We start from the raw sequence: 18098 nt of genomic DNA on the forward strand, positions 1-18098 counted from the left end.
GGATAGTTACATCCCTCTGGTGGACATAACCACAGGAATACGCGCACCTGCAAGGAGAAGAATATGAGTAACGCAAAAGTTGTTGATGTTATCATTCGAAAAACGGCAGAAAAAACGAAATTAACCGGTGAAGGGAATCTCTCGGTCTCTATTTCATCGCCGAGCGTGATTGAAATTCAGGGTTCTGCTCAGGACGTGGTGCGTTATGTCCGCCAGGGGAATGACCTCCTCATTTATATGAAAGATGGCAGCGTGATCCGCTGCAATAATTATTTTGTCGAAGACACGGAAACCCATAATCATTCCGAACTGGTATTTAACGATAACCAGGAGTTGACGCATATTTCATTTGCCGATGCCGGGGAAGCATCAGGCGTTGCCGCCACCGAATTAACCGCCCAGGCTGCACCCATTAGCAGCATTGAACCTTTTCTGGAGCAGGGAAGCGTCTTAAGCGATGCGCCGTGGGGCTGGATTGCCGGAGCGGCGTTGGGAGGCGGTGCGATTGGCGCACTGCTGGCTCACGGCGGTGACGGCGAAACCAAAACAAAAGTTATTGATAATACGAAAGAAGTCGAAAGCGCCACGCCAACATTTTTGCTGACGGATAACGCGGGTGACAAGCAGGGGGTGCTGAGTGCAAAAGAGGTCACGGATGATAAAACCCCAACCTTCAGCGGTACCGGGCAGCCGGGCGCGACCATTCAGGTTAAAGACAGCAGCGGCAGCACCATCGCCAGCACCATGGTCGCAAAGGACGGCACCTGGACGGTAACACTTCCGACCCAGGCGGAGGGGGAACATACCTGGTCCGTCGTCCAGATCGACGGCAGTAAAACGACCTCTGCGGGCAGTATTACCGTAACCGTTTCTACAGCGGATACCAGCGTGACGCTCGCCACCACGGCGGGCGATAACGTGATCAACGCCAGCGAGCAGGCCGCTGGCTTTACGCTGTCCGGCACCAGCAAAAACCTGGCGCAGGGAACGGCGCTTACCGTCACGCTGAACGGTAAAACCTATTCCGCAGAAGTAGGGGCAAACGGCGCATGGAGCGTGAAGGTGCCTGCTGCTGACGCGCAGGCGCTGGGCGATGGTACCTGGACGGTCAACGTCAGCGGCAAAGACGCGGCGGGCAACACCGTGACCGGCAGCCAGACGATTGGCGTCGATACCGCTGCGCCAGCAATTTCTGTCGACACAATCGCCCAGGACAACATCATCAACGCGGCTGAACATAATCAGCCGCTGACGCTGACCGGAAAAACCGATGCGGAAGCGGGCCAGATTGTGACGGTCACGCTGAACGGCAAAAATCACACGGCGACCGTGGGCAGCGACGGCACCTGGTCCGTTACGCTTTCGGCCAGTGAAGTACAGGCGATGGCTAACGGCGAGCACACCCTGACGGCAAACGTCAGCGACAAAGCGGGTAACGGGGCCTCCACCACCGCCGATTTCACGGTCGATACCGCAGCGCCAGTGGTCACTATCAACACTGTCGCGGGCGACGACATTCTGAACACCAGCGAGCAGGGGCAGGCTCAGATTATTTCCGGCCAGGCGAACGGCGCGGCGGCGGGCGACGTTGTCACCGTGGCCGTTGGCGGCAAGACCTTTACCGGTGTCGTCCAGGCGGACGGCAGCTGGAGCGTCGGCGTGCCTGCCTCTGTCATTGGCGCGCTGGGTGAAGGTAGCCACAGCATTTCGGTCTCCGTGACCGATGCGGCGGGCAACACCGGCAGCGCGACGCACGGCATTACGCTCAGCGGCAACCCGCCGGAATTTACCCTTGACCCCATCAGCCAGGATAACGTCCTGAATGCGCTGGAGGCCATGCAGCCTCTGAGCCTCAGCGGGACCAGTAATCTGCCGAACGGCAGCGCTGTCACCGTGACGCTGAACAACGTTAACTATCAGGCCACCGTTGAGAACGGTAGCTGGTCCGTTCAGGTGCCGGTTTCCGACGTGCTGGATCTGGCGAATACCCTTTACACCGTGAGCGTCAGCGGCACCGACAGCGTGGGTAACAGCGGCTCCGCCGAGGCGAATCTGCTGGTCGATACCGCGCTGCCGCAGGTGATCCTCAACACCTTTGCCGGGGATAACCTGGTCAATAACGCCGAAGCGGCGGTTGACCAAACCCTCAGCGGACGCGTCACCGGCGCGGCGGCGGGCGATACCGTCTCTGTCACCGTGGGCGGCAAGAGCTACACCGCGACGGTTGGCAGCGACCTGAAATGGAGCGTGACCATCCCATCGGCCGACCTTCAGGCGTTTGGCGACGGCGATTTAACCTTCAGCGCCTCTGTCACCAATGCGCACGGCAACACCGGCACCGGCGAGCGTGATATCAACATCAACGCCGAACTGCCGGGCCTGCGCGTGAACACGATCTCTGGCGATGACGTGATTAACGCTATTGAACAGCAGCAGGATCTGGCCGTGACCGGCTCCAGCACTCATCTGGCCGAAGGCACACAGATCACCGTCACCATCAATAATGTTGAATACGTCACCACGGTTAACGCCAGCGGCAGCTGGCAGATTGGCGTGCCGTCGGCGGACCTTCAGGCATGGACGGCGGGAGGCATGACCGTCAGCGTCAGTGCGGAAGATGCCTGGGGCAACACCGTGGCGGCTGAACACCCGATCGAGCTTGACCTGAACGCGGTGGCCGTCACCATCGATACCGTAACCACTGACGATATGCTCAACGCGGCGGAAAAAGGCGCGGATGTCACGCTTTCCGGTCAGACGCAGGGCGTAGAGGCCGGGCAAACCGTGGTGGTGAAATTCGCGGATCAAACCTTTACCGCACAGGTGCAGCAGGACGGCTCCTGGCGCCTGACCGTTCCGGCGAGCGCGATGGAAACGCTGATCGACGGGCGGGCGCAGGTGAGCGTCAGCGTGACTAACGTCAACGGCAACAGCGCGGACGCCTCACGCGTGGTGATTGTCGATACACAGCCGCCAGCTATTACGCTTGATAACCTGACCGACGACAACATCATTAATGCGGCAGAAGCGCAGCAGGATCTGGTGCTCAGCGGCAGCACAACCGCTGAAGCGGGCCAGACGGTCACCGTGACGCTGAACGGTAAATCTTACCAGACCACGGTCCAGGCGGACGGTCGCTGGCAGTTGAACGTGCCTGCCGCCGACGTTGGCGCGCTGACCGATGGCAATGTCACCGTCACGGCCACCGTCAGTGACGTGGCGGGCAACAGCAGCAGCGCGGACCGCGTTGGGCTGGTGGATGCCACCGTGCCGCAGGTGACCATCAACGATTTCGTCACCGACACCAACACCGTTAACCAGCTGGCCCATTCACAGGCGCAGATCCTGAGCGGCTCCGTCACCGGCGCGGCGGCGGGTGATTTGGTCATCATCACCATCAATAACGTGGACTACACCACCGTGGTGGATGCGGCGGGCAACTGGAGCCTCGGCCTGCCTGCGTCCGTCGTTCAGGGGCTGACGGACGGCACCTGGACCATTAACGTCTCCGTGACCGATCGGTCCGGCAACACCGGCAGCAGTTCAGTGGATGTGGTGGTCAATACAGTCACGCCTGTAATCGGTATTAATACGCTGGCAGCGGATGACGTGATCAATGCGGCAGAGAAGGGCGAAGATCTGCTGCTTTCCGGTACCAGCAACCAGCCGGAAGGAACCACCATCACCGTTGATCTGAACGGTATCAACTATGCAGCCACCACCGACGCCAGTGGCAACTGGAGCGTTACCGTACCCGCCTCTGCGGTGAGCGCGCTGGGTGAAGCCAATTACACCGTGACGGCGAGCGTCACCGATAATGTGGGCAACAGCGCCTCTGCCACGCACGATGTGCTGGTGGACAGCTCGCTGCCGGTTGTTACCCTCAACAACGTCGCGGGCGACAATATCGTTAACGCGGCGGAAGTGGCCGCAGGGCAAACCCTGACCGGGAAAGTATCGAACGCGGCATCGGGCGATACCGTCACGATTATCATCGGCGGGCAGACATACACGGCTACCGTACAGGACGATCTCACCTGGAGCCTGCCGTTAACCCAGAGTCAGTTAACCGCGCTCGGCAACGGCGACCTGACCGTCTCGGCCAGCGTGACGAACGCGCACGGTAATACCGGATCGTCTTCCCTGGATGTCACCATTGACGCCCAGTTGCCCGGCCTGCGCATTGATACCGTCGCCGGTGACGACGTCATTAACGTTATTGAACACGCGCAGAACCTGGTTATCTCCGGCACCAGCACCGACCTGGCGGCGGGTAGCACCGTCACCGTGAGCATCAACGGCAAGAGTTATTCCGCCTCGGTACTGGCGGACGGCACCTGGCAGGCTGCGGTTCCGGCCGCGGACGTCTCCCGGTGGGAGGACGGGTCGCTCACCATCAGCGCCAGCGCGCAGGATACCTCCGGCAACCCGGTGAACATCGGTACCGTGGTGGATGTCGATCTCGCCCCGGTGGCGATAAGCATCAACAGCGTGACGGACGACAACGTGCTGAACGCGGCAGAAAAAGGCCAGGATCTTGTGCTGTCCGGCTCCTCCTCGAACGTTGAAGCGGGCCAGACCGTTACCATTATCTTTGCGGGTAAAACCTGGACCACGATGGTCGATGCCAACGGCGACTGGACCTGCACCGTACCGGCTGCCGATCTGAGCGGCCTGAAGGACGGCGACGCCAGCGTACAGGTCAGCGTAACCAACGTGAACGGCAACGCGGCCTCTTCCTCGCAGGCATTCAGCGTCGATACCGCCGCGCCAGCGGTCAGCATCAACACCATCAGCGGCGACAACATGCTAAATGCGGCAGAGGCCGCGCAGGACCTGACCCTGAGCGGGACGTCTACTGCCGAAGCAGGCCAGACGGTCACCGTGACCTTCAACGGCAATCAGTACACCGCCCAGGTGCAGGCAAACGGCAGCTGGACGCTGGATGTACCGGCGGCGGATCTGGCGGGGATCGCAGACGGTAGCGCGGCGGTCACGGCGACCGTGTCCGATAAAGCGGGCAACCCGGCCAGCGCGGGGGCGTCCGTGCTGGTCGACACTACCGTGCCGCAGATTACCTTCAACATTGTGGCGGGCGACGACATTGTTAATATTGCCGAGCACGGCCAGGCGCTGATTGTCACCGGCAAGGTGACGGGCGCGCAGGCGGGCGATGTGATTACCCTGACCCTGAACGGCAAAGACTACACCGCCATGCTGGACGGTGCCGGTAACTGGAGCGTAGGCGTTCCGGCGGCGGACGTGGGCGCGCTGGCTAACGGCGATCAAACGATCTCCGCCACGCTCACCGATAAAGCGGGCAACAGCACCAGCGCGACGCACGCGTTTGACGTCTCCCTGACCGCGCCGGTGATTGCCATCACTACCCTGGCGGTTGACGACGTGATCAACGCGACCGAGAAAGGTCAGGATCTGCTGGTCTCCGGCACCAGCAACCAGCCGGACGGGACCCGCATCACCGTAACCCTGAACGGTATCAGTTACGCCGCCACCACCGATGCCAGCGGTAACTGGAGCGTCACCGTTCCGGCGGCAAACGTCTCGGCACTGGGCGAAGCGAGCTACAGCGTGACGGCCAGCGTGACCGATACCGCGGGTAATAGCGCGAACACCAGCCATAGCGTGCTGGTCGACAGCGCGCTGCCGCAGGTCACCATTAATGCAGTTGCCACCGACGACGTGATTAACGCAGCGGAAGTGGCTTCCGGACAAACCCTGAGCGGGAAAGTGAGCGGCGCGGCGAGCGGTGACACTGTCACGATCGGTGTCGGGGGCAACACCTATACCGCGACGGTTCAGGACGATCTGAGCTGGTCGGTTAACGTGGCATCTGACGTCTTAACCGCTATCGGTAACGGCGATCTCACCGTAACAGCGAGCGTGACCAACGGCCACGGCAACACCGGCACCGGCGAGCGCGACATCACGATTGATGCCAGCCTGCCGGGCCTGCGCGTGGATACCGTGGCAGGCGACGATGTGATCAACAGCATCGAGCATACTCAAAACCTGATTATCACCGGCTCCAGCGACGGGCTGGCGAGCGGATCGGCGCTGACGGTCACCGTCAACGGCAAAACCTACGCGGCAACCGTGCTGGCGGACGGGACATGGAGTGCAGCCATTCCGGCGGCTGACGTCGGCGCGCTGAGCGCAGGTACAGTCACCGTGACCGTTGACGGCCAGAGCGCGGCGGGTAATCCGGTTTCCATCAGCCATGACGTGAAGGTGGATCTGGCGCCGGTCGCCATCAGCATCGACGCCGTAGCTACCGACGACGTGATTAACGCAGCCGAGAAGGGTGCGGATCTGGTGCTGTCCGGCTCGACCACCAACGTGGAAGAAAACCAGACCGTTACTATCATTTTCGGCGGTAAGACCTATAGCGCGACGGTGGATGCCAGCGGCCACTGGACGGCGACCGTACCGTCTGCCGATTTGGGCGGACTGAAAGACGGCGACACCAGCGTGCAGGTCAGCGTCACCAACGTAAACGGCAACAGCGCCTCTGCGGGCCGCGAGTACAGCGTGGATGCCACCGCGCCGACGGTGTCGATTGAAATCGTCAGCGACAACAACATCATCAATGCTGCCGAAGCGCAGCAGGATCTGGTCATCAACGGCGTCTCTGATGCGGAAGCGGGCCAGACCGTGACCGTGACCCTGAACGGCGAGAATTACACCACCACCGTGCAGGCGAATGGCAGCTGGAGCGTCACCGTACCGTCTGCGGATGTCGGCGCGATTTCCGACGGCGATTACACCATCACGGCAGCCGTCCTGGATAAAGCGGGTAACCCGGCCTCGGCGGATCGCGATGTGCTGGTGGATACCACGGTGCCACAGCTGACCATTAACACCGTTTCCGACGACGACGTGATCAACAGCGCCGAGCATGCGCAGGCGCTGATTGTCACCGGTTCCGTGACCGGTGCGGCGGCGGGTGACGTGGTGACCGTCACCATCAATAACAAAGATTACACGGCGACCCTGGACGCTTCCGGCAAGTGGAACGTGGGCGTGCCTGCGGCGGACGTGAGTGCTCTGACCGCAGGGGATCACACCATCACCGCGGCGCTGACCGATAAAGCCGGAAACAGCAACAGCACAACGCACGAGGTTGAAGTCAACCTCACCGCGCCGGTGCTGACCATTGACACCGTGTCCGGTGACGATGTGATCAACAACACCGAGAAAACCCAGGATCTGACGATCTCCGGTACGGCTTCCGGCCTGGCGACAGGCGCGGTGGTGACCGTGATACTGAACGGCAAAGCGTACAGCGCCACGGTAGCTACCAATGGCCAATGGACTACAACCGTTCCGGCGAGCGAGGTAGGGCAACTGGGTGAAGCGCTTTACACCGTGTCGGCCTCCGCAACGGATAGCGTCGGCAACAGCACCAGCACCTCGCACACCGTGAACGTGGAATCCGTTCTGCCGGGCGTGATTATCAACACCGTGGCAGGTGACGACGTCATTAACGCGGCGGAGCTGGCAACCGGCCAGACCATCAGCGGTAAGGTGGTGAATGCCGAAGCAGGCAACACCGTGACCGTGACCATTGGCGGCAACAGCTACACCGCAACGGTGCAGAGCGATCTCACCTGGTCCGTGAGCGTGCCGGAGTCGGTGCTGACCGCACTGGGCAACGGCGATTTAACCGTGTCAGCCAGTGTCACCAACGGCGTGGGCAATAGCGGAACGGGCGAGCGCGAAATCGTGATAGACGCGAATCTGCCGGGCCTGCGCGTGGACACCGTGGCGGGCGATGACGTGATTAACAGCATCGAACACGGGCAGAATCTGATTATCACGGGTTCAAGCGACGGCCTGACGGCGGGTACGGCGCTGACCGTCACCGTAAACGGTAAAACCTATCCGGCTACCGTGCTGGCAGACGGCACCTGGAGCGCGGCGATCCCTTCTGCGGACGTGAGTGCCCTTGCCGCAGGCACGGTCACCGTGAACGTTGAAGGCCAGAGCAGCGCGGGCAATCCGGTGACTATCAACCATGATGTGACGGTGGATCTGGCAAACGTCGCCATCAGCATCAATGCGCTTGCCACCGATGACGTGATTAACGCGGCGGAGAAGGGCGCGGATCTGGTGCTCTCCGGCACCACCTCGAACGTGGAGGAAAATCAAACCGTCACCATCGCCTTCGGCGGCAAGAACTACACCGCCACGGTGGACGCTGAGGGTAAATGGACCGCCACTGTGCCATCTTCGGATCTGACCGGTCTGAAAGAGGGTGATGCCAGCGTGCAGGTAAGCGTCACCAACGTGAACGGCAACAGCGCCTCGGCGGGCCGCGAGTACAGCGTGGATGCTACCGCGCCGTCCGTGACCATCAACACGATTGCCACAGATGATATCCTCAACGCCTCAGAAGCGCAGTCAGACCTGGCAATTTCCGGCACCAGCACCGCCGAAGCAGGCCAGACGCTGACCGTGTCGCTGAACGGCAAAGATTACACCACAACCGTCAGCGCGAACGGCAGCTGGACGCTGAACGTTCCGGCGGCGGATCTGGCAGGATTAACCGACGGCAGCGTGACGGTAACTGCCTCAGTCAGCGACAAGGCGGGTAACCCGGCGTCGGTTGATCACACTCTGACGGTGGATGTGACCGTTCCTGCGGTGACCATCCACACCGTTGCAGGTGACGATGTGATTAACGCGGCTGAACACAATCAGGCGCAGATCGTCAGCGGCTCCGCCACCGGCGCGGCAGCGGGCGATAAGGTCACCGTCACGATCGGCGGCCAGACTTATACTACCGTGCTGGACGCGGCGGGTAACTGGAGCGTGGGCGTTCCGGCCAGCGTCATTTCAGTCCTCAGCGACGGCACCGTGACCGTCACTGCGTCTGTCACCGACGCGGCGGGCAACACCGGCAGCGGCACGCATAATGTGACCGTCGATACCGGTCTGCCGTCGGTCAGCTTCAACGCCATCAGTGATGACAACGTCCTGAACGCCGTTGAAAAAGGCCAGGACCTGAGCGTCAGCGGCACCAGCGCCAACCTGGCGGAAGGCACCGTGGTGACCGTAATTCTGAACGGTAAAAACTACACGGCGACAACTGCGGCAGACGGCACCTGGAGCCTGACGGTTCCGGCGGCGGATCTGGCCGGTCTCGGTCAGGCCAGTTACACCCTGAACGCGACCGCCACCAACGGCGTGGGCAACAGCGTGAGCAACACCGCGAACCTGCTGGTGGACACCGCGCTGCCAACCGTCACCATCAACACCGTGGCGGGCGACAACGTCATCAACGCGGCGGAAGTGGCGGCAGGTCAGACCCTGAGCGGCACCGTGGCGAATGCCGAAGCGGGCAACACCGTGACGGTGACTATCGGCGGCCACAGCTACACCGCAACGGTGCAGAACAATCTGTCCTGGTCCGTGAATGTGCCGTCTGACGTGCTGACAGCACTCGGCAACGGCAGCCTGAGCGTGACGGCAACCGTCACCAACGGCCACGGCAACACCGGGACCGGCGAGCGCGAGATCGCTATCGACGCTAACCTGCCGGGCCTGCGCGTGAATACCGTGGCGGGTGATGACGTGATCAACACCATTGAGCACGCGCAGAACCTGATTGTTTCAGGCTCCAGCGACGGGCTGGCGCCGGGCACGGCGCTGACGGTTACCGTCAACGGTAAAGATTACGCGGCAACGGTACTGGCAGACGGCACCTGGCGCGCGGCGATCCCGTCCACCGACGTGAGCGCGTGGCCGGAAGGCACCGTGAAAATCAGCGTTACCGGCGACAGCGCGGCGGGTAACCCGATCACCATCAGCCACGATGTGACCGTGGATCTGGCTACCGTTGCCATCAGCATCAATGCGCTTGCCACCGATGACGTGATTAACGCGGCGGAGAAGGGCGCGGATCTGGTGCTGTCCGGTGCGACCACCAACGTGGAAGCCGGGCAGACCGTGACCATCAGTCTGAACGGCAGGATCTACACCACCACCGTGGACGACAGCGGCAACTGGACTTACACCGTGCCGTCAGCGGATCTGGCTGGCCTGAAGGATGGCGACGCCAGCGTGCAGGTGAGCGTCACCAACGTGAACGGCAACAGCGCGTCTGCGGGCCACGAGTACAGCGTGGATGCTACCGCGCCGTCCGTGACCATCAACACGATTGCCACAGACGATATCCTCAACGCGACGGAAGCGCAGTCAGACCTGGCAATCTCCGGCACCAGCACCGCCGAAGCGGGCCAGACGCTGACCGTGTCGCTGAACGGCAAAGATTACACCACAACCGTGAGCGCGAACGGCAGCTGGACGCTGAACGTTCCGGCGGCGGATCTGGCAGGATTAACCGACGGCAGCGTGACGGTCACTGCCTCAGTCAGCGACAAGGCGGGTAACCCGGCGTCGGTTGATCACACTCTGACGGTGGATGTGACCGTTCCTGGGGTGACCATCCACACCGTTGCAGGTGACGATGTGATTAACGCGGCTGAACACAATCAGGCGCAGATCGTCAGCGGCTCCGCCACCGGCGCGGCAGCGGGCGATAAGGTCACCGTCACGATCGGCGGCCAGACTTATACCACCGTGCTGGACGCGGCGGGTAACTGGAGCGTGGGCGTTCCGGCCAGCGTCATTTCAGTCCTCAGCGACGGCACCGTGACCGTCACTGCGTCTGTCACCGACGCGGCGGGCAACACCGGCAGCGGCACGCATAATGTGACCGTCGATACCGGTCTGCCGTCGGTCAGCTTTAACGCCATCAGCGATGACAACGTACTGAACGCGGTAGAAAAAGGGCAGGACCTGAGCGTCAGCGGCACCAGCGCCAACCTGGCGGAAGGCACCGTGGTGACCGTAATTCTGAACGGTAAAAACTACACGGCGACAACTGCGGCAGACGGCACCTGGAGCCTGACCGTTCCGGCGGCGGATCTGGCGAGCCTGGGCGAAGCCAACTACACCCTGAGCGCGACCGCCACCAACGGCGTGGGCAACAGCGTGAGCAATACCGCGAACCTGCTTGTCGACACCGCGCTGCCAACCGTCACCATCAACACAGTGGCGGGCGACAACGTGATTAACGCGGCGGAAGTGGCTGCGGGGCAGACCCTCAGCGGCAGGGTAACGAACGCTGAGGCGGGCAACACCGTGACGGTGACCATCGGCGGCAACAGCTACACCGCGACGGTGCAGAGCGATCTGACCTGGTCCGTGAACGTGCCTGAGTCGGTTCTGACGGCGCTGGGCAACGGCGATTTAACGGTGTCAGCAACCGTCACTAATGACCATGGCAATACGGGAACGGGCGAGCGCGATATCACTATCGACGCCAGCCTGCCGGGGCTGCGCGTGGATACCGTGGCGGGCGATGACGTGATCAACAGCATTGAGCATGGTCAGAATCTTATCGTCACTGGCTCAAGCGATGGGCTGGCGGCGGGCACTACGCTCACCGTGACCCTGAATGGCAAGACCTATGCCGCGTCGGTACTGGCAGACGGCTCCTGGACCGCGGCGATCCCGGCGGCAGACGTGGGCGCTCTGGCCGCAGGCACGATGACCGTCACCGTAGCGGGCCAGAGCGCGGCGGGCAATCCGGTCTCCATCAGCCACGACGTCACCATCGATCTGGCAGCCGTGGCGATCAGCATCGATGCCATCGCCACCGACGACGTGATTAACGCGGCGGAGAAAGGCGCGGATCTGGTGCTTTCCGGCAGCACATCCAATGTGGAACAGAACCAGACCGTGACCATCACCTTTGGCGGCAAGTCTTACACCGCCAAAGTCGATGCCGACGGCAACTGGACGGCGAGCGTGCCTTCCTCGGATCTGGCGGGTCTGAAAGACGGCGACGCCAGCGTGCAGGTGAGCATCACCAACGCGCACGGCAACAGCGCTTCGGCGGGCCGCGAATACAGTGTAGATGCCACCGCGCCAACCGTGACGATTGACACGGTCGCAGGCGACAACGTGATCAACGGCAGCGAAGCGGCTGCGGGCGTGGCCATTTCCGGCACCACCACGGCGGAAGTCGGTCAGACGGTAACCGTAACCTTCGGCGGGAACAGCTACACCGCGCAGGTTCAGCAGGGCGGCGTCTGGAGCGTTAACGTGCCGGGCACAGACCTGTCCGCCCTGGCGGATAACGGCTACACCGTGCAGGTGAGCGTGAGTGACGCCGCGGGTAACCCGGGCAGCGCGGGTAAAGCGATTACGCTTGATACCACACCGCCGACCGTCAGCTTTAACGTTGTGGCGGGCGATGACGTCATCAACAGCGTGGAGCACGGGCAGGCGCAGATCGTCAGCGGCACCGCAACCGGCGCCAGCGTCGGCGATAAGCTGATTATCACCATCGGTTCGAATCAGTACACCACCACCGTTGACGCCAGCGGCAAATGGAGCGTGGGCGTTCCGGCCAGCGTGATTTCCGCACTGGCCGACGGCACCGTAACCCTCAGCGCGACTATCACCGACAGCGCAGGCAACAGCAGCACTCAGACCCATGATGTGGTGGTAAATACCGCATCGGTCGCGCTGACCGTCAACACCCTCAGCGGTGATGACGTGATCAATGCGGCAGAAGCGGGCGCGTCGCTGGTTATCAACGGTTCCAGTGCGCAGTTCGCCAGCGGCACGCAGGTCACTATCACCCTGAATGGTAAGAGCTATACGGCCACCATTCAGAGCGACGGCGCCTGGCAGACCACCGTTCCGGCCGCCGACGTGGGCGCTCTGGCCGACGGCGCGAGCTACCAGATTTCTGTTTCGGCGCAGGACAGCGCCGGGAACAGCGCCTCGGCGACGCACACCATCAGCGTGGACACCACCGCGCCGGTGATTAGCGTGAACACGTTGTCGGGCGACGATGTGCTGAATGCGGCGGAAGCTCAGCAGCCGCTCACCGTACACGGCTCTTCCAGCGCGGAAGCAGGCCAGACGGTGACCGTCACGCTGGGCGGAAAAACCTACACTGCGCTTGTCGGCAGCGATGGCACCTGGACGCTGGACGTTCCGGCGGCAGACCTGGCCGCACTGAGCCAGGGTGCGCTGACGGTGACCGCCGTGGTCAACGATAAAGCCGGTAACAGCGGCCAGACGACCCATACCTTAACGGTCGATACCGTCGCACCAGCCGTCACCATCAGCACCGTGGCCGATGACGATATCGTCAACAACGCCGAGCAGCTGGCGGGGCAGACTATTAGCGGGACCACCACCGCGGAGCAGGGCCAGACGGTGACCGTCTCCTTCAACGGGCACAGCTATCAGGCGACCGTTGGAGCAGACGGTTCGTGGTCGGTCTTCGTGCCGGGCCGCGACTTCCTCGGCCTGAGCGATGGGGATTACACCATTACGGCTACGGTGAGCGATAAGGCGGGTAACCCGGGCAGCGCAACACACGACGTGACGCTGAACGGCGACGTGCCGACCATCGTCATTAACACCTTTGCCCAGGACGATATTGTCAACGCCGCCGAGCACGGCACGCCGCTAATTGTCAGCGGCACCACCGACGCGCCTGCGGGCCAGACGGTGACCATTACGCTTAACGGTAAAACCTACACGGCTACCGTTCAAAATGACGGCACCTGGAGCTATACGGTCGGCAGCGCAGACGTGACCGCGCTGGCGGACGGCGGTTCGTACGTGATCAATGCGCAGGTGAGCAACGCCATCGGCAACAGCGCCAGCGATAACCACAGCGTCACCGTGGATCTCACCGCACCGTCAATGGGGATCAGCATTGATTCCCTGCAAAACGATACCGGCCTGAGCGCGAGTGACTTCATCACCAACGATAAGCAGGTGGTGGTGAACGGTTCCCTGACCGCGCAGCTCGGTAATAACGAGAAGGCGCAGATCAGCCTCGACGGCGGCGTCACCTGGATTGACCTGACCGTGACCGGCACCACCTGGCGTTACACCGATGGCCGTACCCTGACGGACGGGACGTACCCGTACCAGGTGCGCGTCATTGATAACGCGGGCAACGTCGGGGCAACGGACAGCCAGGACGTGGTAATCGATCTGACGAAGCCTGCGGCGACGAGCATTACCGTGGATTCCGTCTCGCAGGATACCGGCCTGTCCGACAGCGACTTCATTACCAGCGACAACCAGATTAGCCTGAAAGGGACGCTCGGCGCGGCCCTGGGCAGCGGCGACCACGCGCAGATCAGCCTGGACGGTGGCGCGACCTGGACTAACGTGAGCGTCAGCGGTCTGAGCTGGACCTACGTTGATGGCCGCACGCTGGCCGACGGAGACTACAACTACCAGCTGCGGGTGATTGACGACGCGGGGAATATCAGCGCCACCACCAGCCAGGTGGTGACCATTGATACCGTCGCGCCGGACGCCAGCAAAACGATCGCTATCGACAGCATCAGCGACGATACCGGCCTGAGCAGCAGCGACTTTATCACCAATGATACCTCCCTGACGCTGCACGGCTCGCTCGGCGCAACGCTGGCCGACGGCGAATATGCCCAGATTAGCATCGACGGCGGAGTCAGCTGGCAGAACGTGATCGTCACCGGCAACAGCTGGTACTACGTGGACGGCCGCACGCTGGGTAACGGCACCTATGACTACTATGTGCGGGTAATAGACATCGCGGGTAACATTGGTGGGTCGGCATATCAGAAGGTGACCGTGGACCTGGTGGCGCCTGATAGTGCGATTACCGTCAGCATTGACAGTATTTCAACCGATACGGGCTATAGCGACAGCGACTTCCTGACTAATGATACGTCACTGACTATCAATGGTTCGATTGGTGCGCCGCTTTCCAGCGGTGAATATGTGCAGATCAGCGTCGATAACGGTTTGACCTGGCAGTATGTCACGATGAATGGCAACCGCTGGAGCTTCATCGATATCCGCGATTTGCCTGAAGGGGAACATACCTATCAAGTTCGGGTTGTAGATTTAGCGGGGAATACAGGCGCAACGGCTGAGCAGGTGGTTACCGTCGATCTGACGCCGTCTAACACCGCAGCGACAATTATTAGCTATACGGATGAGGTAGGCTCATCACGCGGTGAGTTTAGTGCTGGCACGACAACAGACGATCGTTTGCCTGTGCTAAACGGCACGTTGTCTTCCTCGCTTTTGACCGGCGAGCTGGTGCGTGTGTATCGCGCCGACGGCACCTTGCTTGGCGAGGCTGACGTAAACGGTACTTCCTGGTCCTTCGCCTTGACGGATCCGCTGGTAGATGGAGAAAAAGGGGAATTTTATGCGGTCGTTGTCGATGCCGCTGGAAATGAAACCACACCTTCACCTGTGTTTGATTTCACCGTTGATTTGCAAATGTATGTAGAGGTGCAGGATACCCTGGATACCACGCCGATTATCACCGGCCGCGTTGACTTCGAGATCCTCGATGGTGAATACGTTGAAGTGACGGTCAACAATGTGGTTTACAGTTCTCGCAATGGCGTTGTCGTTGTTGATCCTAAGAACAGTACCTGGTACGTGCAGATCCCTGACGCAGACGCCCTGGCGCTAGGCATATATGATGTCAAGGCTGCACTTTACAAAGCTGACGGCACGCAGATCACGGCGGATGACTCCGCGAACGAGCTGACGGTATCACCGACGCCGGAAATAAGTTTTACCTCGACCGCAGCCTCTTCGCAGGATACGGGCACGGCACTGACTCTGGCTGAAGATGGCTCATGGAGGATCCTCAGCAATTCTACGGTCTTTACCCAGAACGCAACCAGTTCGACGACGTTAGGTTCATTCAGCTCCGTCGCAATCAGTGGTCCGGACAGACAGCAGCAATCAACATTTGTCGACTTTGACCGTGATGGCCTGATGGATATCCTCGGTGCAGATACCAGTTATGCAAATGGCCAGCAGTCTTTCAAATACAATGCGGACGGCACCTACACCACCTTCCAGGTGGGTTCTAATGGCGTTGCGGGACAGACAAATGATGTCAATGGCAACACATGGAGTTGGTACGGCGGCGTAATGGGCATTGATATTGATGGGGATGGATTTGTCGACATGGTATACGGCGATAGATCTCCAAACGATTCCAACGCACCGGGTGGCTATGATACGCAAATCGTAATGAACACGGACGGCACTATTATCGGCTTTGACAAAAGTGGTGCTTATGTTGAAACCGCTACAACCCAGGATGGGGTGGCATCGACCAACAATAACAATGCGCAAATGAGCCGCGATCTCTCTGGCGTGGATCTCAACAATGATGGCTATGTCGACATTGTGTATCACGGGACGGTAGGCACCAACTATACCTCAGGCGGAGGCTCCAGCAGTGCGAATACCCGACTGGTGGTCGCGACCAATGGCGTGGATGCAAACGGTAATTATACGCTGACCAATACCCAGATTGTGACGGGGGTTTTCTATGGAAATCAGGGGACGACGAGTAATTATTACACCACTATGACCTGGGCCGACCTTAACGGCGATGGCTATATGGATCTCTTTGTGGGAGGGCTAACCGGTCAGGGTAACGCCACCAGTGCCGTTTTCTACAACGATGGTGCCGGGAATTTAACCGCGGCGGCTAACGGTGTGGGAACCGGGTCGAATGTTCAGACCTTCGGCGACAGCGTAAACAGCATGACCTCGCTGGCGGTGGACTGGAACGGTGATGGCAAGATGGATCTGATCGAGATTGCGGGCGCAGCGGGCAGCACAGTTGCCACTAACGCCAACAATATCGGCATGCTCTGGCTCAACAATGGTGTGAACGCCGGTACAGGGCAGGTTAACTGGTCATCGCAAACGCTGTTAACGGGCGCAAATCAGGGCAGCACTAACGTCACCACGGGAGCACTAGCGCTCGACCTTGATTATGATGGCGATCGCGATTTAGTCGTGTTCCGCGCGGCGGGTGGCAAGACGGAGTACATCGAAAATACCAGTACCATCAACGATGGAACCAGCATCATTCTGCGTATTTCTGACGCCAACGGTATTAACGCCTTCTATGGTAATACGGTACTGCTGGTAGACGAGAGTACCGGTAAAGTTGTTAGTTCACAGGTCATTAACCCGCAGGGCGGCGTGAACATGAACGATTCGACAGGGCTGGTGTATTTCTACGGTCTTGATGCGAGCAAGTCTTACAGCGCTGTACTGCTTTCTAATGCTAATGACTTTGGCGGTGTTTCGTCCGTCAGTTTCGACTCTTCCGGGACAACGAATACCATCGAGAACGTCAACGCTTCCTGGGCGGGACTCAAAGCGGTAGAGAAGAACCATGCCTATGTATTGACCGCAGAAAATGGGGATGCAGTCGTTGATAGCGCCCAGGCCGCAACGGATGGAAGCAATTCAGTAGGTATTGTAGGAACAGGTTACAACGACACGCTATACGCAACGGCCGGTACGCATATTTATAACGGTGGCGGCGGTAGCCGCGTGGTATCCGATGTGAACGTCTGGACCGCCGAAGGGGGAATGGATATTGTCGATTACAAGCTCGCTGGTTCGACAGCGCTGAATATCGATCTCAGTAAGACCGGTATGCAAGATACAGGTTTTGGTTCTGCACGGTTTGTCAACATTGAAGGGCTGGCTGGTGGAAATGGTGACGATGTCTTTACAGGCAATACCGCAGATAACTTCTTTGAAGGCCGCGGCGGTAACGACACCTTCAACATCGGCAGCGGCGGTCAGGACACGCTGCTCTATAAGCTGATCAACGCGTCTGACGCGACGGGCGGCAACGGTAGCGATGTGGTGAACGGCTTTACCGTCGGTACCTGGGAAGGGACGGCAGACACGGACCGCATCGATCTGCGCGACCTGCTTTCCGACAGCGGCTATACCGGCACCGGCTCGGCGAGCTACGTGAACGGCGTGGCGACGCTGGACAGTAGCGCGGGCAACATTGCTGACTACATCCGCGTGGTGCAGAACGGCAGCAACACCGAGATCCAGGTTGACCTCGACGGGACGGGCGGCCAGTTCTCGCCAACCACCCTGGTGACGCTGAACGGCGTGCAGACGGATCTGGCGACGCTGCTGGCAAATCATCAACTGTTAATTGCGTAAAACAACGCCGCGGGGAGCGATCCTCG

The 18098-nt window shown here is 60.5% G+C and carries 1 protein-coding gene; it reads left to right on the forward strand.

Features of this window, described 5'->3' with window-relative positions; genetic code table 11:
- Window positions 1-63: 63 nt before the first annotated feature.
- Window positions 64-18072 carry an Ig-like domain-containing protein gene (locus tag ACQG2Q_RS11590; RefSeq protein WP_426759167.1) on the forward strand — a complete coding sequence of 6003 codons (18009 nt, stop codon included), beginning with the start codon at window positions 64-66 and terminating at the stop codon, window positions 18070-18072.
- Window positions 18073-18098 lie beyond the last annotated feature (26 nt).

The organism is Enterobacter cloacae complex sp. 370H10 (genome assembly GCF_050031535.1).
Taxonomy (GTDB): domain Bacteria; phylum Pseudomonadota; class Gammaproteobacteria; order Enterobacterales; family Enterobacteriaceae; genus Enterobacter; species Enterobacter intestinihominis.

Bases quoted from the DNA above. Each gene is read 5' to 3' on its own strand.
- ACQG2Q_RS11590 (WP_426759167.1), top strand. From the start codon at position 64: ATGAGTAACGCAAAAGTTGTTGATGTTATCATTCGAAAAACGGCAGAA.